Origin of the sequence: Butyricicoccus pullicaecorum DSM 23266 (assembly GCF_900167005.1) — a bacterium.
GTDB lineage: Bacteria > Bacillota > Clostridia > Oscillospirales > Butyricicoccaceae > Butyricicoccus > Butyricicoccus pullicaecorum.
In genome coordinates this window covers 1-21,064 of record NZ_FUXW01000018.1, presented here as the reverse complement: position 1 = coordinate 21,064, position 21,064 = coordinate 1, and the positions used below count along the sequence as shown (strand labels likewise).

General features: G+C 58.3%; 17 protein-coding genes. 5 read left to right on the top strand and 12 right to left on the bottom strand.

Annotation, left to right across the window (positions count from 1 at the left end):
• Nucleotides 1–34 precede the first annotated feature (34 nt).
• Nucleotides 35–535, bottom strand: coding sequence for an HD domain-containing protein (locus B5D52_RS14475; protein ID WP_016149167.1), 501 nt, complete (start codon nucleotides 533–535; stop codon nucleotides 35–37).
• 24 nt (nucleotides 536–559) lie between these two features.
• Nucleotides 560–3,589, bottom strand: a complete 3,030-nt coding sequence (locus B5D52_RS14470; protein WP_016149166.1) for a glycoside hydrolase family 2 TIM barrel-domain containing protein — start codon at nucleotides 3,587–3,589, stop codon at nucleotides 560–562.
• A gap of 124 nt (nucleotides 3,590–3,713) precedes the next feature.
• Here B5D52_RS14470 and B5D52_RS14465 point away from each other — a divergent pair, with 124 nt between their 5' ends.
• A complete protein-coding gene (locus tag B5D52_RS14465) occupies nucleotides 3,714–3,974 on the top strand; it encodes a hypothetical protein (protein ID WP_178139606.1) in 261 nt (86 codons plus the stop codon).
• 35 nt (nucleotides 3,975–4,009) lie between these two features.
• On the opposite strand, the gene B5D52_RS14460 is transcribed toward B5D52_RS14465, so the two are convergent.
• The 10 genes from B5D52_RS14460 to B5D52_RS14415 form a co-directional block, all read right to left on the bottom strand.
• On the bottom strand, nucleotides 4,010–4,774 hold the full coding sequence (locus tag B5D52_RS14460; RefSeq protein ID WP_016149164.1) for an HAD family hydrolase: 765 nt from the start codon (nucleotides 4,772–4,774) through the stop codon (nucleotides 4,010–4,012).
• Nucleotides 4,775–4,839: 65 nt separating this feature from the next.
• A complete protein-coding gene (locus B5D52_RS14455; protein WP_016149163.1) occupies nucleotides 4,840–7,479 on the bottom strand; it encodes a calcium-translocating P-type ATPase, PMCA-type in 2,640 nt (879 codons plus the stop codon).
• Nucleotides 7,480–7,558: 79 nt separating this feature from the next.
• Nucleotides 7,559–8,155: a TerD family protein gene (locus B5D52_RS14450; RefSeq protein ID WP_016149162.1), complete on the bottom strand. Its 597-nt coding sequence runs from the start codon at nucleotides 8,153–8,155 to the stop codon at nucleotides 7,559–7,561.
• A gap of 37 nt (nucleotides 8,156–8,192) precedes the next feature.
• Nucleotides 8,193–8,774, bottom strand: a complete 582-nt coding sequence (locus B5D52_RS14445) for a TerD family protein (RefSeq protein ID WP_016149161.1) — start codon at nucleotides 8,772–8,774, stop codon at nucleotides 8,193–8,195.
• Between the two features lie 30 nt (nucleotides 8,775–8,804).
• Nucleotides 8,805–9,386, bottom strand: a complete 582-nt coding sequence (locus B5D52_RS14440) for a TerD family protein (RefSeq protein WP_016149160.1) — start codon at nucleotides 9,384–9,386, stop codon at nucleotides 8,805–8,807.
• 41 nt (nucleotides 9,387–9,427) lie between these two features.
• A complete protein-coding gene (locus B5D52_RS14435) occupies nucleotides 9,428–10,564 on the bottom strand; it encodes a toxic anion resistance protein (RefSeq protein ID WP_016149159.1) in 1,137 nt (378 codons plus the stop codon).
• Complete coding sequence (locus B5D52_RS14430) at nucleotides 10,561–12,999, bottom strand: YceG family protein (protein WP_016149158.1); 2,439 nt, start codon at nucleotides 12,997–12,999, stop codon at nucleotides 10,561–10,563. Before B5D52_RS14430 ends, B5D52_RS14435 begins: the two co-directional genes overlap by 4 nt.
• A gap of 375 nt (nucleotides 13,000–13,374) precedes the next feature.
• The gene (locus B5D52_RS14425; RefSeq protein WP_330396418.1) at nucleotides 13,375–14,439 is read right to left on the bottom strand and encodes a cysteine protease StiP family protein; all 1,065 of its coding nucleotides are present in this window, start codon (nucleotides 14,437–14,439) and stop codon (nucleotides 13,375–13,377) included.
• On the bottom strand, nucleotides 14,430–15,539 hold the full coding sequence (locus tag B5D52_RS14420) for a phosphoribosyltransferase domain-containing protein (RefSeq protein ID WP_016149156.1): 1,110 nt from the start codon (nucleotides 15,537–15,539) through the stop codon (nucleotides 14,430–14,432). The genes B5D52_RS14425 and B5D52_RS14420 overlap by 10 nt, the downstream gene beginning before the upstream one ends.
• Nucleotides 15,536–16,486, bottom strand: coding sequence for an HpcH/HpaI aldolase/citrate lyase family protein (locus B5D52_RS14415; RefSeq protein WP_016149155.1), 951 nt, complete (start codon nucleotides 16,484–16,486; stop codon nucleotides 15,536–15,538). The genes B5D52_RS14420 and B5D52_RS14415 overlap by 4 nt, the downstream gene beginning before the upstream one ends.
• A gap of 207 nt (nucleotides 16,487–16,693) precedes the next feature.
• On the opposite strand from B5D52_RS14415, the gene B5D52_RS14410 reads away from it, so the two are divergent.
• The 4 genes from B5D52_RS14410 (at nucleotide 16,694) to spoVAE (ending at nucleotide 20,808) form a co-directional block, all read left to right on the top strand.
• Nucleotides 16,694–18,139, top strand: a complete 1,446-nt coding sequence (locus tag B5D52_RS14410; RefSeq protein WP_016149154.1) for a S1 family peptidase — start codon at nucleotides 16,694–16,696, stop codon at nucleotides 18,137–18,139.
• Between the two features lie 38 nt (nucleotides 18,140–18,177).
• Nucleotides 18,178–18,999 (top strand): AIM24 family protein, encoded by an 822-nt coding sequence (locus B5D52_RS14405; RefSeq protein WP_016149153.1) that lies wholly within the window; start codon nucleotides 18,178–18,180, stop codon nucleotides 18,997–18,999.
• A gap of 435 nt (nucleotides 19,000–19,434) precedes the next feature.
• Nucleotides 19,435–20,442 (top strand): stage V sporulation protein AD, encoded by a 1,008-nt coding sequence (spoVAD, locus tag B5D52_RS14400; protein ID WP_016149152.1) that lies wholly within the window; start codon nucleotides 19,435–19,437, stop codon nucleotides 20,440–20,442.
• Nucleotides 20,443–20,448: 6 nt separating this feature from the next.
• Entirely contained in the window at nucleotides 20,449–20,808 is a 360-nt protein-coding gene (gene spoVAE, locus B5D52_RS14395; RefSeq protein WP_016149151.1) for a stage V sporulation protein AE, read from the top strand.
• Nucleotides 20,809–21,064 lie beyond the last annotated feature (256 nt).

Sequence of the window (21,064 nt, the reverse complement as noted above, 5' to 3'; positions counted from 1 at the left end):
ACAGGTGGGATTTTTGCTATCTGTTCAGAACCCATTATTTTGCGCAGCCCTGCACGTACAAATCAAACAGTTCCCGGCCCAAATCGCTCACAAAATACGAGCGAATACGTGCCCGCTGCGCTTCATCCGGTGCACTCTCATAGCAATTGACAATGAGATCGGCCTCAATCAAGGCTTGCAGCATGGGACTGTGCGGGTGGTCATAGTCGTGATGCTGTTCGACGAGTGCCACAATCTCGGGCTCGTCCTCCATCGGATACCCAGCCTGCTGCAAAAATTCGTGCACCAATTCGGGTGCCACACGGCGCTGATTTTGCTGACTGGCATCGCCGTCAAAGTGCTCCTTACAATATTTGATTGCGATATCGTGCAGAATGGCGGCTGCCTGCGCAATCCGGCGTTCGTGTGCATCCAATCCCATCGCTTCCCCGATCAGCTGGGTTAAGGCATAAACCTTTAAAATGTGCTGTGTGCGCCGATTGTGTCCAGCTTCGTAGCGCAGTGCGTTTTGCAGCAGTATGCTTTCCTGATTCATTGATGATTTAAATTCCTTTCTATCTCACCGGCCAAGCCGCAGATCCAGCTCCCAGGTAAACTGCGTTTCGCACAACTGGTAAGCCTCGGCCAGCTTGGGACCGCAGCTGTTCGAGCCGACACCGGACATCTTATAGTCCAGGCACAGCACGGTCGCGTCGCAGGGTGTCAGCTCAAAGTTATGCGCTTTGTGCTCAAGTTCCTCCTGGGTGTAGTGCGAGGCGTTAAAGCTGAAGCTGTCACCGGTCACCGCGATGGCTGCGCCGCGGTCGGACGCAATTTCCAACCGTGTACAGCCGTAATGGCTGCCGTTCTCCTGCGGTTTGATGTAATCTTCGTGCAGGCTGGTGACGGTAGCCCGGTAGCGTCCGAATTTAGATGCCTGATGTTTATCGATATAGCTTTCCAGCGGGCCGTATCCCAGATAATCCACGGTTTCAAAGTCATGCGGCAGGAACAGACGCAGGCCAAAACGCGGCAAAAACGGCATCTGTCCATTGCGCTTGCCATCCACGCGCAGATGCACGCTGCCGTCGCCCATGATCGTCCAACAAACCGTCAGATCGACAATGTGCTGGATGTGGATGGCGTTCAGTGCCGCATTCGCCCACAGCTCGATGCCGTCCTCGGTCTGCCGCACGCCGCTGTCGTACACGCGCACCAGTGCGCGATCGTACCCGGCCTGCCGCCACACCGGCGCGATTTCCCGGTCGTTGTCGGTCGGCGCACGCCAGATATTCCACTGCTGCGGCTGCTTACAGTAGGTCATCTGTCCGGCGGTCATCTCGTCAAACAGCCCAGTGCAGCGGTTCCACACGTAGCGGAAGTCAGCTCCGGTGACGATCACCATACGACGATCTTCCTGCCAAGTCACAGCAGAGGATGCCTTTTCTGGCTGTTTCGGCTGCTCACGCCGCACAACATACTGGTCAAAGCCCAGTTCCTCGCCGACCTCGTGCACACCGTCAGCCTGCTTTTGCAGATAATACAGGTTGACACAGCAGGTGCCGGTCTGGGGGATGCAAAGCGGCAAGTTCAATTCGGCTTCGGTGTGGGGATGGATGGACGGCAAATCACAGGTGCCGCTCTGGGTGACTGCGCCGTCCTGTGTGACTTCGTACCGCAAGGTGACTGCGTCGCACAAATCGGTAAAGTCCAGGCAATTTTTGAGCGTGACCCGTCCGATGTCGTCGCTCTTCCACTGTGCACGCACCGGACGCGCCGCGTTTTTCCATTCTTTGAGGCCGGTATGCGGGGTACGATCGGGATAGACCAGACCGTCCATGCAGAAATTGCCATCGTGCGGGAACTCACCGAAATCGCCGCCGTAGAAATACCGGTCTTTGCCCTCCGGGGTCTTGCCCATCCAGACCGCGTGGTCGCACCACTCCCACACAAAGCCGCCCATGAACTGGTCATATCGGTAAATACGTGCGAAATAGTCCTCGATATCGCCCGGGCCGTTGCCCATCGCGTGCACAAACTCACACTGTACAAAGGGCTTTTGCACCACGTCTTCTTCGCAATACATGTCGCACGCTGCCGGAGACGAGTACATGCGGCTGTACACGTCGATGTCCGACAGGTCGTTTGGCTTGTCCGGCAAATAATAAATGCTGCTCTCGTAGTGCGTCAGCCTTGTGGGGTCGTAGGTCTTGACCCAGTGCGCTGCGCGCTCCAGATTGGGACCAAAACCCGATTCATTGCCCAGCGACCACATCAAAATCGCTGCGCAGTTCTTATCGCGGATGACCGAGCGCTGAACGCGGTCGAGCATGGCATCGGCAAACCCGGGATCGTGGCACAGCATGCCAAACGAGGGATGTTCGCGCTCATAATCGAACTCACCTTCGGCATAGGGCTGGCTGTTATAGATGCTGAACGCGCCGTGCGTCTCCAAATCGGCCTCAGCGATCATATAAAAGCCCATCCGTGCGCATAGTTCGGGCAGCCACGGCGCATTCGGGTAATGGCTGGTGCGCAGGGCGTTGAAGTTATGCTGTTTCATCATGCGCAAATCGCGCAGAACATGTTCCCGTCCGACGGCATAGCCGACAAAGGGATCGCTGTCGTGACGATTGACGCCCTTGATCTTGATATTGACGCCGTTGACGTACAACACCGCGTCCCGAACGGCAATGTGCTTGACACCGACCTGCTGGACGATGGTTTCGCCGTCAGCGCAGATGACCAGTTCATAGAGTGCCGGGTGCTCGGCATTCCACAGCACCGGATGGTCAAGGGCAAAGTGCACGCTCCCGCTCGTGTCGGTCGGCTGCTGTGCCAGCAGGGTGCCGTCCGGTGCGTACAGCGTGCACATCGCCTGCCCGGGTGCATCGTTCCAGACCACCGACAAGTCAATCGCGGCTTCGCGCAGATCGTCCGACACCGGTGTGCGCACGGTGTAATCAAAAATGTGGTGCTGCGGACGGTGCAGCAGGTACACATCGCGAAAAATACCGCTCATGCGCAGCTTGTCCTGATCTTCCAGATAGCTGCCGTCGCACCACTTCATCACCAATACCGCCAGCCGGTTGCGTCCGGCATGGACAAAGGCACTGATATCGAATGCGCTGGTCGAGTGCGAAACCTGACTGTATCCCACCAAATTGCCATTGACCCAGACATAAAAGCACGAATCCACGCCCTCAAAGTGCAGTTCAGTCACGTCGTCCGGGGTATCCAGCGTAAAATCGGTCACATACGCGCCGCAGGGGTTGTCCTCGGGAACGTACGGCGGGTCGAACGGGAAGGGATAGCGGATGTTGGTATACTGATGCCGATCATATCCGAGCATTTGCCAGCAGCTCGGCACCGGGATAGCATCCCAGCTGTCGGCGTCAAAGTCGGCTTCTTTGAATGCATCGGGCACGTCCCACTGGTTCGGATAGTAGGCAAAACGCCAGGTGCCGCTGAGCAAGGTCATACGCGCCGAGCGTGTGCGGTCGTGCGTGCGTGCGCTCTCCTCGTCCGAAAACGGGATGAAATACGCGTGATTTTCTATCGTCCCGACGTGCAGCACGGCGGGATCTTCATTATATGTGGGCAGGTTCATCGGTATGCCTCCATCTTGCGCAAATTCTTTTATTTGGGCTCTGGCTTCATTTTACCATGACAGGCTATCGAATACCAGTTCTCTTTCACACGGTTTGCGGCAAGCGAGATTACCTTCTCGTCTTTTGAAACCCTCTGTGCAGTCCCCGGCGGGATTTTTCCTATTTTTATGGAATCTCTTTTGGTCTGTCACATACAATGACAGTGGCTACTGCGTTTTCACCATCTCGCAGGACATCTGCGTCGCTGTCCCGGTTGAGTTCGGCGCGGTCGCGTCGGTCGGCGACAGCTACATCAGCTGCAACGGTGCTTCCGATCAGGACATCTGCACCGGCTGCGGTGAAGTGGTACCGCCCGTCCCCGAGACCGTTGTTCCGCAGGTATAACGCACAAAAAGGCTCCCGATTGGGAGCCTTTCCTATTATCCGTCTATGTTTGCGGTCAACCGACCGAGCACCACGTCGGAAAAGATTCCATCCTGCGGGGATACGGTGACGACTGTCTGTCCGGGCTGACCGGTATAATCCAGCGCATCGGGGCAGAATGCCGTGTCGGCAGCCGCGAGCAGCGGCAGGTCGAACAAACTGTCCCCCGCGGCAAACACCCGGGCTTCGGGAAACCACTCGCGCAGGCGGCGCACGCCGGTGCCCTTATTGAGCACACGCGGCACGACGTACACCTTGACCCCATTTTCGAACAACTCGACGTGGGTCAGGTCGAGTGCATCCCGCAGGCATGCCAGCGTGCGCGGCACATCCGCGCTCTTGGTGAACACAAACAGGCCGTCTACCCGCCGCACGTCCAGCGTGCGGTTCGGGTCATGTTCGAGCACGGCTTCGGCCTGCTGTAAAGCCGGTTCTGCCGGTGCGATGAGGTCGCACGACGCTTTGTACCAATCGGGGTCGGATACACCATCCCGCAGCAATACACCGCCGTTTGCGGCCAATGCCAGGCGCGGCGACCAAGTATCCCCGAAACGAATACGCTCGTACTGCTGCACCGACCGGGTGGTAACCGGTACAAAGTGCATGGTCTGGTTCACCTTTTCGAGCAACTCGCGTGACCGTTTGGTCATAAACGATACCTGTCTTCCCTCGTACACCTCGGCACACACGGTATCCGTCCCGATATCCCGCTTGTAGGAATAAATCAGGGTATTGTCCAGATCGGACGCAAAGAGATCCATAAACGCCTCCTGACCAAAAAAGTGCCCCGCACCCCGAAGACGGGTACGGGACACCGAATTGTTTGTTATGCCTTGGGCTTGGGGGTGAGTACCTTGCGGATGAGGTCGACCGGATACATGGTCAGTGCCATCAGGCAGACCGCGATCCAGCCATCCAAACCGAAGCGTACGCAGCTGAATATCTCGCCGATCACGCCGCCGATCGAAACCAGAAGCACCTGTACTGCCATGATCGCCAGCCAGATATGGATGAAGCGCTTGTTCTCACCAATGTGCTCGAAGACGTTCAGGCTGTCCGAGCGCACGTTAAACGCGTTGACCATGAAGGCAAAGACGAACATGCAGAAGAAACCGGTGTACCACTGGGCTTCGGTGGCAAAGCATGCGCGGAAGAAGGGCACCTTGAACCATACAAGGCTCAGGATGGTCAGCCAGATACTCATAATGACGATCTGAATGGCCATCGGACGGCTGATGATGCTCTCATCACGACGGCGCGGCTTCATGCGCATATACTTCTTGAGTGCCGGCTCGCCCGCGAACATGAGCGATGCGAGGGAGTCCATACAGAGGTTAATCCACAGCAGGTGGGTAACCTTGAGCGGGCTTTCGATGCCGATAAAGGGCGAAATTGCCGAGACAAAGACCGCCGCCAGGTTGATGACCAGCTGCATCTTGCAGAACTTCAGGATGTTGATATACAGGGTACGGCCATACCAGATAGCGTTCTTGATGGAGTTAAAGTTATCGTCCAGAATAACCAGCTTACCGGCTTCCTTGGCGACCTCAGTACCCGAACCCATCGCGAAGCCAACATCGGCACGCTTGAGCGCCGGGCTGTCGTTGACACCGTCGCCGGTCATACCGACAACCAGATTCATTTCCTGACACAGGCGCACCATACGGCTCTTATCGGTCGGCAGCGCACGGGAGATGACGCGGATGCGCGGGATGATCTTCTTGACCTCGTCGTCGCTCATCTCAGCCAGCTCGGCAGAGGTCAGAACCAGCTCGTCGCCGCCGTGGTACAGATTTGCCTCGCGTGCGATGGCCATTGCGGTCTCGCGGCGGTCGCCAGTAATCATAACGACCTGAATACCCGCCTTCTGTACCTCCTCGATGGCCTCGCGCGCCTCGGGACGTACGTCATCACGGATACCAACCAGACCGATCAGCACCAGATCGTCGTGAATCTCGTCGCGGACGAGCTTCTCACGGCTGTAGCCGAAGGCCAGCACGCGCATGGCGCGGTTTGCCAAATCGTCGATCTTCTGACCCAGGGCAGTCTCATCGATATCAACCTCGTTGCCCTGCGTGTCCAGGCACTTCTTGGCTTTGGCCAGCAGGCGTTCGGGTGCGCCCTTGTAGAAGGTGCGTCCCTGACCGGGCAGATACGCCTGGCTGAACTTATTGGCGCTGTTAAAGTCCTGCTGTGCGCCGATCTCGCAGTCGTCGCGGGCTGCCAGCGCGTGGAATGCCTCCTCACCGAGGAATTTCAGCAGCGCCTGATCGGTCATGTTGCCGCCGACGACGTGATGCTGGTCGTCGAACAGCGCACCGGTGTTCTTACCGATGGACAGGTGCAGCGCTTCGCGCATCGCAGCTGCCGTATTGATGTCGGTCGTACGGCCGCAGCCGTCGAAGAACTCGACAACTTCCAGCTGACCCTTGGTGATCGTACCGGTCTTATCGCTGAACAGGATGTTGAGCGAACCTGCGGTCTCGATACCGATGGACTTACGCACCAGCACGTTGACCTTGAGCAGCTTGCCGGTGTTCTGCATGAGCACGAGGGCGATAACCAGCGGCAGACCCTCGGGAACCGCACAGACGATGATGGTGATGGCGATGGCAATAGCGTTCATAACGTCGCCCAGAATGGACAGACCGCCGGTTGCCAGATAAGCGGACAGACCGCCTGCCAACATGACAAAGTGGACAAAGTAAGCCAGTGCAATGATGATTGCGCCGATGTAGCCGAATACCGAAATCTGACCGGCCAGCTTGTTGAGCTTGACCTTGAGCGGCGAGTCGGGCTCCTTGTCTTCCATGTCCTTGGCCATCTTGCCCATCATGGTGTCAAGGCCGACCTTCTGGACGATCATGTAGCCCTCACCGTCGAGCACGGTTGCGCCGCGGAACAGGCTGTGTGCGTCAACGAAGGTGTCGCCCGTGATGGTCTCGGGGATGGCAAAGCCGTCGGGGGCTTCGCTCTTGGGGCACTCCTCGGCCTCGCCGTTGAGCGCACTGTTATCGACCGACAGCGCGCCTTCTGCCAGAATACCGTCGGCCAGAATCTTATCGCCCGACTGGAGCAGGATGACGTCGCCGACAACGACTTCGTCTGCCGGGATGACCTTGATGACGCTCTCGCGCAGTACCTTGACCGTATCCTTCTTCTGGGATGCTTTAAGGTCACGGTATGCGCGGTCGTTGGCCACACCGGTGCGTGCCGAGACAAAGTTTACCAGCAGAATGGCGATGATGGTGCCGACCGGCTCATACCAGTCGCTCTCGCCCACGAGGAACATACCGAACATGATAACCGCGATGACGCACAGAATGCGGATCATCGGGTCCTGGAATCCCTCGAGGAACAGCTGCCAGAAGGTTTCGGGCTCTGCCTCCGGGATACTGTTCGCGCCGTGTTTTTTCCTGCTTTCCTCGACCTCAGCCGCGGTCAAGCCGTTTAACTTCTTATGCATGGGGTTCTTACCTCTCTCAAAAAAATCTCGGAAAAACAGGGAGGGCGGACGCTCTCCCCATCTTTCTATCTATTGTAGATCAGCGGAAATGCTCGACCAGCTCGGCGATACCGCCCACCTGGAGCGGCTGGCCCATGGCGTTGAACTTCCACTCACCATTTCTGCGGTACACCTCACCGAATACGACAGCGGTTGCACCGTCGTAGCTCTCGCTGAGGTTGTAACGGCAGATTTCCTGATTGTTGCGCGCATCGACCAGTCGGATAAAGCTGTTCTGAATCATGCCGAACTGCTGACCCCGCTCGCGTGCCTGATAGATGGTGACACACATGACAACGCGGTCGTACTGCTCGGGGAGGCGGTCGAGATCGATCACGATCTGCTCGTCGTCACCCTCGCCTGCGCCGGTCAGGTTATCGCCCATGTGCTTGACTGCACCGGACGGATGGGTCAGGTTGTTGTAAAAGACGACATCCTTGGTGTTCTGAATCTTGCCGTCCACGCATACGAGTGCGGATGCGTCGCAGTCGATGGCCTGGGTGCGTGCACCGAAGCCAAACAGGCCGCGCTTTGCGGGCTTGGCTTCATCCCATCCCAGTCCGACAATGACGCGGGACAGGCCGGGGTTTTCCTTGCTCAGGCTGACTTTTTGACCCTTCTGTAAGCTGACTGCCATAATACAATCCCTCCTGAAACAGAGTTATCTTTCTTTTTTATTCGGTCTCGACGCCGTAGTTTGCGCACAGCGCAGCCAGACCGCCGTAGAAGCCCGAACCGATGGCGTTGAACTTCCACTCGCTGCCGTGCTTGTACAGCTCGCCGAATACGGCTGCGGTCTCGATGGAGAAGTCCTCGCCCAGATCGTAACGCATCATTTCCTCGCCGGTTGCCTCGTTGTAGATGCGGACGAAGGCGTTACCCACCTGACCAAAGTTCTGGTTGCGGGTCTCAGCGTCGTAGATGGTGACGGTGAAGGCGATCTTTTCAATGTTTGCGGGTACCTTGGACAGATCGATCTTGATCTGCTCGTCATCGCCTGCGCCTGCGCCCGTGCGGTTGTCACCGAGGTGCTCAACAGCGCCGGACGGGTGCTTCAAGTTGCCGTAGAAGACGAAGTCTTCTGCACAGCTGACCTTGCCTGCACCGGTCAGCAGGAAAGCCGACGAGTCGAGGTCAAAGCTCGTACCGGTGTCGTACTGGTTGATGTCCCAGCCGATGCCGACAACTACCTTGGTCAGTCCCGGATTATCCTTGGTCAGGCTGACTTTCTGACCCTTCTGTAAACATACTGGCATAATAATACGCTCCTTTTTATCGATTGAACCTTAGCAGGTCTCAATACCGTAATTTGCACACAGTGCGGCAAGACCGCCCTGGAAGCCCGAACCAACGGCGTTGAACTTCCATCCGCCGCCGTGACGATAGATTTCACCGACAACGATGGCGGTCTCGATGGAGAAATCCTCACCCAGATCGTAACGAATGAGTTCCTTGCCGGTATCGTTGTCCACGATGCGGATGAACGAGTTGTCCACCTGTCCGAAGTTCTGGCGGCGCTGCTCTGCCTCGTAGATGGTGACCGTAAACGCAATCTTTTCGATCGAGTCCGGAATCTTGGTCAGGTCGACCATGATCTGCTCGTCGTCACCGTCGCCCTCACCGGTCAAGTTATCGCCCATGTGCTCGACCGCGCCCGAGGGGTGCTTGAGGTTGCCGTAGAAAATGAACGCATCGGTATTCGGGGTCTGACCGTTCGCGCCCAGCAGAAACGCCGACGCGTCGAGGTCGAAGGCAAAGCCGCCGTCATAGCGGTTGACATCCCAACCCAGTCCGACGAGGACGTGCTTGAGTGTAGGGTTTCCCTTGGTCAGGTCGACTTTCTGTCCTTTTTGTAAGCTGATCGGCATAATATTTCCTCCTTTATAGGGTGTTTACTGTGTTATATATATCACTGTCTGTTCTGTCCGCGCATCATCTGCTCGAACTCGCCCTGGATGACGCGCAGGCGCTCGGTATCGCTCTCACGCTGCTTGCGTGCGTCCTCCTGAATGCGGCGGGTATCGTCGATGCCCTGCACGATGGTCTTCCAGGTCTTTTCCAGCGTCTCGATCTTGACCGAGCTGCCCGACGCCAGCTGTGCGGTCATGCGCGACTGGTCGGCGGTGTTCTGCGCGTTGCGCAGCAGCATCTCGTTGGTCTTTTCGTCGAGTGCGCTCATGGCCTCGGCCTGAATGCGCTGGCGCTTGAGCAGGATAGCCTGTGCCAGTGCCTGCTTGAATACCGGCAGAGTGATGATAAAGGCCGAATTGATCTTGCGCACCAGATTCATGTTGGCAAACTGCATGGTCTTAATCATCGGAATGGACTGCATGGCCACATTTTCCGCGATGCGCAGGTCGTGGGTGCGCTGCTCGAGCATCATCTGTGCCTGCTCGAGGGTTTGCAGTTCGAACTGAATGGACTGGTCACCGCTCTGCTCGAGATCGGTGCGGCGCTGGTCGATGTAGGCCGCGATCTCCTGACAGCCCTGTTCGCCTGCCAGAATGTACTTGACCAGCTCGTGATAGTAACCCAGATTGGACTGGAACATCTGCTCGAGCTTGCGGTTGGACTCCTTGATCTCGGACTCGTACTGTTTGAGCTGAACGTAGATCTTGTCGACCTCGTCGCCCATCGTGCGGTACTTATCCAGGATCTTGTCCAGCTGCTTGCGCATATTGGAGAACAGACGACCGAAGAATCCGGGGTCTTCGCGGATCTCCTCGATGTCGAACTTGTCCATGATCTTGCTCAGTGCGGCAAGCATCGCGCCCGAATCGTCGATCTGGCGCATGTTCATGCCGCTCAGCACCGCATCCGAGCACTTGGCGATCTCGGATGCAACCTCACCGCCAAACCCGACGATGGTTTCGAGGTTGTACACCTCGATGGTGGATACGATGTCGTCAACTTCCTTGGTACCGGTCAGCGCCTGTGTCATCTGGGCGCGATCGTCCTGAATGTTGTACGGCACGACTTCCATCCCGGTGTCCTGCGGCTGTGCGGGCGCCGGACTGGGTGCGCGGGAGCCGAAATTGATGCTCATAAATGTCCCCTCCTAAAAAATCGGGTGAAGATTCCTTCATTTGCGGATGCAGGCCCGCCCAGATAGGGCGGCTGCAAGTCATATAGATATTCGCCTGCCTGATGCTCGTCAAAGAGCGGCTCGGCGTAATATTTCTCCACGATCTGATAGCCGGTCGGCACGAACAGCACCACGTCGAAGCAGCACAGGTGCAGAAGTGCGAGGAAAATCGCGTCTTCCAGACTGCACTGGGCTTCGCCGGTCGATACGACCATGAGCTTGGGCACGGTCTTGGTGAAGTCGGCCTTTTGCAGGATGCGCACAATGTCCTTGGGCAGGTTCATGGCGACAGACAAAATCTTGTATTCCATTCCCTGCGAGAACGTGCCGCGGATGAGTCCGCTGTCCAAGAGCGCCTGTACCTTGTCCAGCAGGAAGTCCTGAATTTCCGGTCGGAGCAAGGCGTAGGGATAGGCCGGACTATTTTTGAGCGCATCGCGCTGGAGTTTGCGGTTTTTGATGAACGGTACCGGGTTGAGTCGACTCTGATCGACCGCGCCCAGATAGGGCAAGCGAGTGACGACCTGAGTGTCCTCGTCGACCAGACGCTTGATCTGCGACCAGTACGCGCCGGTATCGGCGTTTTTCACGCCGCTGACCTTGGCGGTCAGCACGGGAACAAGTACGGTGTCATCGACCGTCTCAAAGCCCGGACGCAGCAGCGCTTCCTTGTCCCACAGCAGGTAGACTTCCTCGCACATGGTGCGCAGCGTGACCGCAGTCGCCTTGTGGTGCTGGCGGTCGCGGTACAAGCCGGAGTCCTGATACAGGGTTTCGGTCAGTTCCTGCTCGGCATGGTAGGCTGCCGTGCTGTACTCGGCCGCGTCTGCCGACTGCGGGAAGCGGTCAAGGTGCAGGGTGTCGTCGTACACCCGGTCAAAGAGCAGCTTGTCGGTCAGACGGCAGTCTGACGCGTGTTCGGGGTAAATTTCGATCACATCGATGGGCATGCGTGCCAGAAAACGCAGGAACATGGCCTCGAACGCCGTCCGGCAGATGCCGAAGTAGAACAAAACGGGCAGTTTTCCATTGGAATAGCCCTCGAACAAGGTACGGAAGTAGCGATTGAACCAGCAGATGATGTACACCGCACGGTTTTTGATGCGCATGGGCGACTCGTTTGCCTTCTCCATCTCGGTCAGCAGCTCGACGAGTGCCCGACCAGCAGCCGCGTCCAGCTTGGCGTTAGCCGTGGGCTGGAGCATGGGCAGCAGTCCGGCGATGACCTGCGCGGCCGACTGCGCGCTGCACTGGGCGACCTTTGCCGTCTCGTTCGGGGTCGGGATGGGAAGCTCTTCGAGTACGGTCACGTGCCTGCCGGTGTCGGCTAGTTTCTTGCGCCACAGGAACAGGTCACGGGTGTACGAAGATTTATCGGATACGCCCAAAATGCGGACGAACATGTTGTAAATGTAAGATTGTTCCGTGCCGCGCTCGGCAGGGTCGCGTAGCGAGTCGGCCATGAGGTCGCCCGAAAGCCAGGTATTGACCGCACACACCGGTGCATTGGGGAACAGTTCTGCCGGCGTGCGGGAGGGTCTGGGCGCGGGGCGCGAGGCTTGCGCCGGACTGCTGGGCGATGGGGTCGATGGAGCCGGTCGGGATGGAGCCGAAGCGGCTGGACGTGCAGCCGACGGGGTAGCCGGACGGGATGATGACGGAGCGGTCGGACGTGCAGCCGACGGGGTAGCCGGTCGGGCAGGCTGCGCCGGGCGCGGCGGTCGGTACTGCTTCATCCGGGTTTCCAGCGAAAAACCACTCGGGAAGGGCTGTTGTCCGGCGAAGGGACACAGGTAAGTTTCCCGGCTCTGCGGGTCGAGTGCGAGATAAGCGCTGTCGCCCTGCGGCTCAATCAGCATGATATCACATCCCGCGTCTGCCAGCACGCAGAACAGCTGCAATTCATGTGCGCTCAGCTGTCCGTCGTACAGGATTTTGGGCAGCGGGTCTTGTCCCAGCCGGTGCAGCAGCTGTTCAAAGCGATAATACATCCAGCACAGGAATTTTAAGTACGCATTGCGCAGCATGTTATCGTTTTTGCCCTGTGCGCGCAGCGAAAGCAAGGTCTGATGCATAGAACCGGATAGGTTCTGTCTCTGTGCATCAGACAGGCGCGGCAGCCATTTTTTCAGCTGTGTATCGAAAAACGCGGGATCGCAGGCGAAGTCGTCGCCCAGGGTCTCGCGCAAATAGGCCAGTTGTCCCCCATCCGGGTTTTGCAGTTTTCCGGTCAGGCGCATGGGCAGCTCGGTACGCTTTTGCAGCGCCTGCTCGATGAACTGTTCCAGGGCAGGGCTATAACCCGCCGCACGGCAGAAGTAGACACCGGGCTGAGGGCGGGTAGAAAGAGGGGTCCAAAAGTCTTGAAATTGGCTGAGCTGCAAGCGTTTGAGCATAGTTTCCGCATCCTGATTGCATTCCCGAAACAAGGGAAAGATATTTTTACGCTTTCATGGACTAATCCATCAAACGATACTATCACTTTACCATCTTTTTGGTAGTTTTTCAATATGTAGCCCACTCAATTTCATGTCCAGTTTGTAAAAATTGCTGAGACAGGAAGATTTTTGTCGGGTTTTGGGCTAGAGTGAGGGAGTTTCGCGTCCTGCGGGACGCGATTGTAGAAAGAGCTTGATGGAAACCCGGGGCGGACACCGGGTTTCCACGGGGAATTTCGCGTCCTGCGGGATGCGACTCAGGGCTCTGCCCTGAGAACCCGCAGCCTTTGAAAAGGCTGGCGAAACTTTCCATGTTGGGTGCGGTGGTAATCGTCAGGTATCGGCTAATTTTTTGATAATACCACAGGCTTTATAGTTTTTCAGCGGGTAGGGTTCGACGGTGACGCCCTTTTCCTTCGCGAGCTGATACAGGTGGGCAAGCTCGGGGGCATCGGTCTGGTCTTCTCTGACCAGCAGTTTCCAGGGCAAGCGTCTGAGCAGCACGCGGGTCGCCTCACCGATACCCGGTTTGACGAAATTGATATCGGGCACGCCGAAATGCTCTGCGACCGTTCTTGCCTCGTCGTATCCGCTATGCGTCAGGGTGATTTCCGGGAAGTCGGGTGCAGTATCGAATCGCTCCGCGACGGCATTCAAAAATTCATACGAGCAATCATCCGCGGACAGTTCCCCATAGTAAGCAGCACCGTGGAAGTCATCTGTGCCGATGAGGTCATCGCGCAGCACGGTGCGGCTGATGAGGCCGGAGACCGTGCTGTTGAGGCACGAGCTGGGGATGAGAAAATCCTCATGCGTGCCGCACAGGGTAGTAAGTCCCGCAGGGTCGGACAGGACGGCAAGTTCTGTGCTGACGCCGGGATAATCGGCCAATACCTTACGCAATTCGGTCAAAATCGCGCCTTTTCCAATCCATCCGTCCACAAATTGCAAGTTTTGTGCCGGGTAACGCTCCAGCAAATAGCGCATGGCGTTGTGGTCGATGCCGCGTCCACGAATGATCGAGATGGCGTAATGCGGTGCGTCAATGCCGTAGTGCTGCTTGAGGTACCAGCGGAACAAAATGCCGATGGGCACGCCTGCGCGTGCGAGGGAAACGAGTACGACATCTTTGCCTTTTTGCTCGTAGATCTTACGGGCACAGGTACGCACGGCAGCGGCGGTGTGATCGGCCTCGCACGCGAGCGCGCGGTCGTAAGCCTCGATGTATTTTGCGGTCGGAACATACTCGGCGGGCAGCATTTCGGAATAATGCACGCCCGACTGAATTTTCGCCTCACGGGCGCGCGTGTCCAGTGGTTCGAGCTTGCCGGTGATGTCCTTTAACAGCAGGGTCACGTCCTCGGGACGGTAGCTAGTGCGCATCTTGTTCATCTCCATTCCAGCACGGTGACGCTGCGGTTGCCCGTCCGTTCGAGTGTGGCCAGCAGGGTATCCAGCCCCTTGTCCGGGTTCTGGGCATCGGTCACGATGCACACATGGTCGTAAGCGTCCAGATTATATAAATAGGTCACGCGGTCGGCATCATACAGGCTGCGCAGTTCATACCGTGCGTGCAGCGGATAGTCCGGGTGTGCGTCGGTCAGGATGGGGCTGCGCGTGGTCGCGTGAAAGCGCACGTCGTGACCTACGCGCTCGAGCACGCATCCGGCAATCAGTCCGGGGTACATGCACTCTTCGGTGCCGAGTACGAGCACCCGTGCGGCATCCTCTGGGATAAGCTGCACGACCTTTCGTGCCAGAGCGCCGCATGCGCTGTAATAGGTTTCGGCCGCGCACACGCACCGCGGGTCGACCAGACCGGGCACCTGAGCATGCTCAGCTTGCAGGCCATGCACAGACTGCACGGCAAAGCGGTCACCGTCGGCCGGAAAGCGCGCGGCGGTCTCGGACAGCTTTGCGTTATCGGTCGCGAGCAGGTATCTTGTCCAGATGCCCTTATTCTGGTAAACTTCCCAGCTTTCCGGGGTCATGCCGTTGAGCAGCGAAGCCACGCCGAAGGTAATATGTGCAAGGTCGTACCGTGCCCGCAGGGCATCGATCAGATGCAAAATGGTGTTTCCGGTCGTGACCTCGTCCTCGGCAAAGACGATATGCTGGACTTTGGGCAGCACCTCATCCAATCCACGGGTGCACAGGCGCTGCTCAGTCGCGTGGCTGTGCGTCTCGGAAAAGTACAGGTAATCGGTATCCGGGACGTTTTCCCGTGTGGTCTGCATGAAATAGACCGTTCCCGGCAGCGCGGCAGCGATGGCCGCACCGATGGCGGTCGCGGTCTCGGCAAAGGCGATCACCAGAACCGCCTGACCGTCCGGGATGGCCTGCCGCACCTGCTCCCCCAGTGCACCGAACACGCTGAGCGCGGTGTGCGGTTCGACCGAGATGTGCTTGCCCTGTGCGGGATTGACCAGCAGATAGGGGCGTTTTGTATTGTTGTCGCGCCGTGCGGCGCGTACCAGATCACTCACTGTAAACTTCATGGTTTTACTCCGTAAATCGCGGCCAGCGCACAGATTTTGCGTGCCCAGCGCGTGTGGGTCTTGTATTCGTTCATGCGTCCGCCGTCCGCGCTCTTTTCCACCAGCACCCGGTCGTTATCCGCCATGCCCAGAATGCGCCGTGCGTCGTCCGCGTCGGCCTTGGACACGCGCAGACCGTTCTGCACGACCACGATCTGATTGGGATGGATGACCGTCTTGCCGACAAAGCCTGCCAGCAAGTCGCGTTCCAGCTCCCGCGCCAGACCGTTTAATCCCTCCGGTGCGTCAAAGTACTCCCAAACAGGGCCGGAAACGACGTAATCCCGCGAAAAGCAAGACAAAATATCGGTCAGAATGCGCTCGACGCAACCGATCTCGTAGATGGTCTGGTGACGTGCGCGGCGCACGCCGAACACATCGCAAAAATCATTGCCGCCCACGCGCACATTCAGCACAAGATCGCGGTTGGCATCGAGCAGGGTTTTGAGCCTGCGCAGGCACTCGGGGCGCAGGTCGGGCTCTGCCAGATCGGACGATTCCAGCGTGGGCATGAGATAAACCGGCCGTCCGGACTGCTCGCTGATCTGTCGCACAGCCGCTAAGTATGCCGGACCGTTTGTCTGCGTGAACTTGGGTGCGATAAATCCGGTCAGAATTTCCCGTCCCGCGCCCAGTCTTGTCCACAAAGAAGGGATCTGGTCGGGGTGACGCACCCGGATAAACAAAAGCGGACGGTAAACGTCCTCGTCCGCCCGTGCAATTTCGTCTAAAGTCTGTACGGCTCGTGCCTCGGCTTCGGGCACGGCACAGTCGCTGATGCTGTCTTCGAGGCACAGTGCAAGGGAGTACGGCGCATCCATCTGCCCCTGAATGACACGCCGTGCAAGGTTTTCCTGATTGGCCGGCGCGTACAGCAGCGCACCGACTGCATAAGGGGAAATCTTCATGTTTGCCTGTCCTTCTTTCCCGGTGTCTGTGTTTTGAGACACCCAAAAGGTATTCTATGTCATTATATCGCTCTGCCCCGCTATTTGCCAGAGGACGCCCAGTAAATTTTCTGTAAAACATTCTCCTTTTGGCTCTATCCGACACTCAAAATCCGTGATACAATAGCATTGATTTGAAGTGATTTTTTCACCGGGGAGGTCGATTCCATGTCCTTGTCCATCCGTCAGAATCCCATGCATCTATCGCTGTTCTCTGCCTTCTGCGGCATTCGCAGCCGGGTGCACGCCGAACAAAAAGACGTTTATCTGCTCGAATGGCTGGGGCTGCCCGACTCCCCGGATGTTTTTGCCCGTCAGCTTGGTGCAGCCATCGCACAGGCGAGGGCGCACAAGACCGGTTTTGTCTGTGTGACTGCGCTCCAGACCCGACCGGCACCGGGTGACACGGCACGTCTGGCTGCGCAGGCTGACACCCTGTTGTCCGGCGGCAGGCTGTCCCTGCCCGGGCTGTCCGACCCGCTGCTGGAGGGTGTGCCCGAGCGCGCGCTGGGATATGCGCTGGATGCCTACCGCGCTGCGCACCCGTCCGCATCGGACTCCATGGTCAAAAATTGCGCCGTGCGCCTGCTGTGTGCGCTCACCGGCCTGCTGCCCGCGCTCTTCCCGACCGGCATGCTGACCGACCAGCCCAAGTGCGTCTATCTTGGTGTCCCCGACCAGACCGCCTGCCTGCTGCTGCGCGTCCTGCCCGAGCTTGGCTGTGACACCGCACTCATTCAGCCCCAAGGCGGTGCGCTCCCGCTGCTCGGCACGGATGCCGTCGTCCTGCACGGTCTGGCACAGGATGATCTGGACGTGAACGCATTGCTGCGCACCGCACAGAGCGCAAAACCTGCCGAAAAACCGCAAAAACAGTCACCGCGTCCGGCCGCTTCACGCACACCCGCGCAGTCTATCCCCAGCCAAATGCAGCCCCAACCGGCTGCCCGTCCGGCAGTCTCCATCCCGCCCCGACCATCCCGCGCAGTTTCCTCTGCACCGGGCACACCTCCCCGACAGTCACAGTCGTCAGCGCCCGACACGCCCCCGGACTACGAAGCGCTCGCTGCACTCGCGTCCTCGGTGGTCATGATCGACGTACTGGACGCTTCCGGTCAGCCCTGTTCCTCGGGTTCGGGTGTACTCATCGCATCAAACGGCATCATTCTGACCAATTTCCATGTCGCATCCCGCGGCGTATCCTACGCCATCCATCTGGAAAACTGCGACACCGTGTTCTATACGAGCGAGCTGCTCAAATATCATGCAGATGACGACCTCGCACTCATCCGCCTGTCCGGCTGCCCAGCGCGTCCGATTCCACTCTATACCGGCGCGGAGGTCAAGCGCGGTCAACCGGTCGTCGCCATCGGCAGTCCACTCGGCCTGTTTAACTCGGTCTCGGACGGCATCATCGCCGGGTTCCGCCGTCTGGGCGACACCGATATGATTCAGTTCACCGCACCCACCTCACCCGGCAGCTCGGGCGGTGCGCTGCTCGACCGTTTTGGCCGTCTGATCGGCATTGTCACCGCGGGCTTCGAGGGTGGTCAAAACCTCAACCTTGCTGTGTCCTACACCGCAATCAAACCCTTTGTCCGCGGTTTCCTATAATATTATCGCATCCCCCCAACAAAAAAGGAGGTCATTTTATGAGAACAGCAATCGGCACGCGCGAAAATATGCGCGTACTGGAAGAATTCGAGAGCGGCGGCCTGCGCGTCGAAGTGCTCGAATACGAAAAACTGTGCGGTCTGACCGCGCCTTCCATGGCGCAGGCCGTCTACTTCATGGAGCAGCAGCACATCCGTGCCCGCCAGATCGCTCTGTACTTAACCGACGAGAAAGTCACGGTCAACCGCGGCGCAATGAGCTATTTTCAGGGCAACCTGCAAATGGTCAGCGGCGTGACCGTGGGCAACGCCCTGGGACGCATGCTGCGCGGCGCTGTCACCGGCGAGTCCATGTCCCAGCCCGAGTACACCGGCACCGGTCTGCTCGTGCTCGAGCCGTCCCTTAAGCACTTCCTCGTGCTGGAGCTTGCCCCCGGTGAGCGCGTCATCGTGGACGACGGCATGTTCTTCTGCGCACAGGGCAGCGTCAGCGTCCGCGCAGCGGCTCAGCGCACGGTCTCCTCGGCAGCCCTCGGCGGCGAGAGCCTGTTCCAGACCGAACTGACCGGCCCCGGCATCATCATTCTGGAATCGGCCGTACCCATGAGTGAAATTGATGTCATCGATCTGGCGAATGATACCCTGCGCGTTGACGGAAACTTCGCCGTCCTGCGCTCGGCAAATCTGGACTTCACCGTCGAACGTAGCGCAAAAACGCTCATCGGCTCGGCAGTCAGCGGCGAAGGTCTAGTCAATGTTTATCGCGGTACTGGTCAGGTTTGGCTCGCACCCACACTCAAGGTGTATGATAATCTTACCGCTGCACTGTGTCCGCCGCCTCCGGTAAGCAAGAAGGATTAACGACCGCACCCATAACTGAAAGTTTCGCCAGCCTTGGGGGAGGCTGCGGGTTCTCAGGGCAGAGCCCTGAGCCGGACTCCGCAGAGTCCGGAATCCCCTTTTGAAACCCGGTGTCCGCCCCGGGTTTCAATCAAAACATACAAAAAGGAAAGACCGTCCCAATCGGACGGTCTTTCCAGAGAATTGCGCGTCTGTGGACGCGCTTTTTTATTCTTTTTTAGTTGATTCCGGTCAAAAGGCCGGAATCAAGAGGAGATTTCGCGCTCTGCGGAGCGCGACTCAGGGCTCTGCCCTGAGAACCTGCAAGCCTTTCGAGAAAGGCTTGATCGAAAGCTTCAATTCGCCTGCGGGCGGGAAATCCGCCATATTTTTTCTCCAACAGTATAAATCCCCTTCTCCCCGGCCACACTAACCCGGACAGGAGGGGATCTTTTTATGGCAAAACGACAGGGCTGCCGCACGGTCAGCTTCGATCGTCCGGTCTATGTCTCGGCGCATGCCGCCATCGTCGGACAAAAAGAAGGCGAAGGCCCGTTGCAGGGCACGTTCGATATGGTCTCCGGTGATACGCACTTTGGTCAGAAAACCTGGGAGCTCGCCGAATCCCGTATGCAGCGCATCGCCATTGAAACCGCCACCGGCAAAGCCGGTTTGAATCTTTCCGACCTCGATTTTATTCTCGCGGGCGACCTGCTCAACCAGTGTATCGGCTCGGCAATGGCGTCGGTCTCGAGTAATATTCCGTTTATCGGTCTGTACGGTGCGTGTTCCACCATGGCCGAAGGTCTGGCTGTCGGTGCATGTCTGGTCGACGGTGGTGCCGCACGTCGGCTGTGTGCCGCGGCATCCTCACACTTCTGCGCAGCCGAACGACAGTACCGTTTTCCGCTGGCCTACGGCGGCCAGCGCACACCGACGGCGCAGTGGACAGCGACCGCTGCCGGTGCCGCGGTTCTGACCCGTGACCGCACGCCGGTGCGCATCACCCACGCGCTTTTCGGTCAGATGGTCGATCTGGACGTGACCGACGCAAACAACATGGGCGCGGCGATGGCGCCCGCGGCTTACGATACGCTGACCCATCTCTTCGAGGACACCGGCACCCAGCCATCCGACTACGACCGCATTTTAACCGGTGATCTGGCCCGCGTGGGCAGCGCATTGCTGCGCGATCTGTTTGGGCGCGACGGGGTTGATCTGGGTGCAACCTACGACGACTGCGGTGTTCTGCTCTACGACACCGAACAGGACGTGCACGCGGGCGGTTCGGGCTGTGGTTGCTCGGCGGCTGTGCTGTGCGGCGACATTCTCGACCGCATGGAGCGCGGTGCGCTGCACCGGGTCATTTTCGCGGGTACGGGTGCTTTGATGAGTCCAACTTCTGTGCAGCAGGGTCAAGGCATCGCGGGCATCTGTCATGCGGTTATTCTGGAAGGGAGCTAACGCAAAATGCAATATATTCAGGCGTTTATCATGGGCGGCGCGATCTGCGCCGTGGCGCAGGTGCTCATCGACAAGACCAAGCTCACCCCGGCGCGTATTCTGGTCGGCTGTGTGGTATTGGGTGTTATTTTGACCGGTCTGGGGCTATATCAGCCGCTGGTCGACTGGGGCGGTGCGGGTGCGACTGTGCCGCTGTTAGGGTTTGGGTATTCGCTGGCCAAAGGCGTACAGGTTGGTGTGGCGCAGGACGGTCTGCTCGGTGCGTTTACCGGTGGTGTGACCGGTGCAGCGGGTGGTATTGCGGCGGCGATTGTGTTCGGCTGTCTGTTTGCGCTGTTAAGCAAGCCGGAAGACAAGTCGAAGTGAAGCGCAAGCTGAAGTGCGGAGGAAGTAAGAAAAAGACCGTCCCTCGGGACGGTCTTTTTCATGAGCGGCCATTGGCCGCGGAGGTCTTGCGCTCTGCGGAGCGCGCTTTTTATTATTTTTGGGTTGAAACCCGGGTCCGACACCGGGTTTCAAGAGGAGGTTCCGGACTCTGCGGAGTCCGGCTCAGGGCTCTGCCCTGAGAACCCGCAGCCTTTGAAAAGGCTGGCGAAACTTTCAGTTAGGGGTGCGGTGGTTT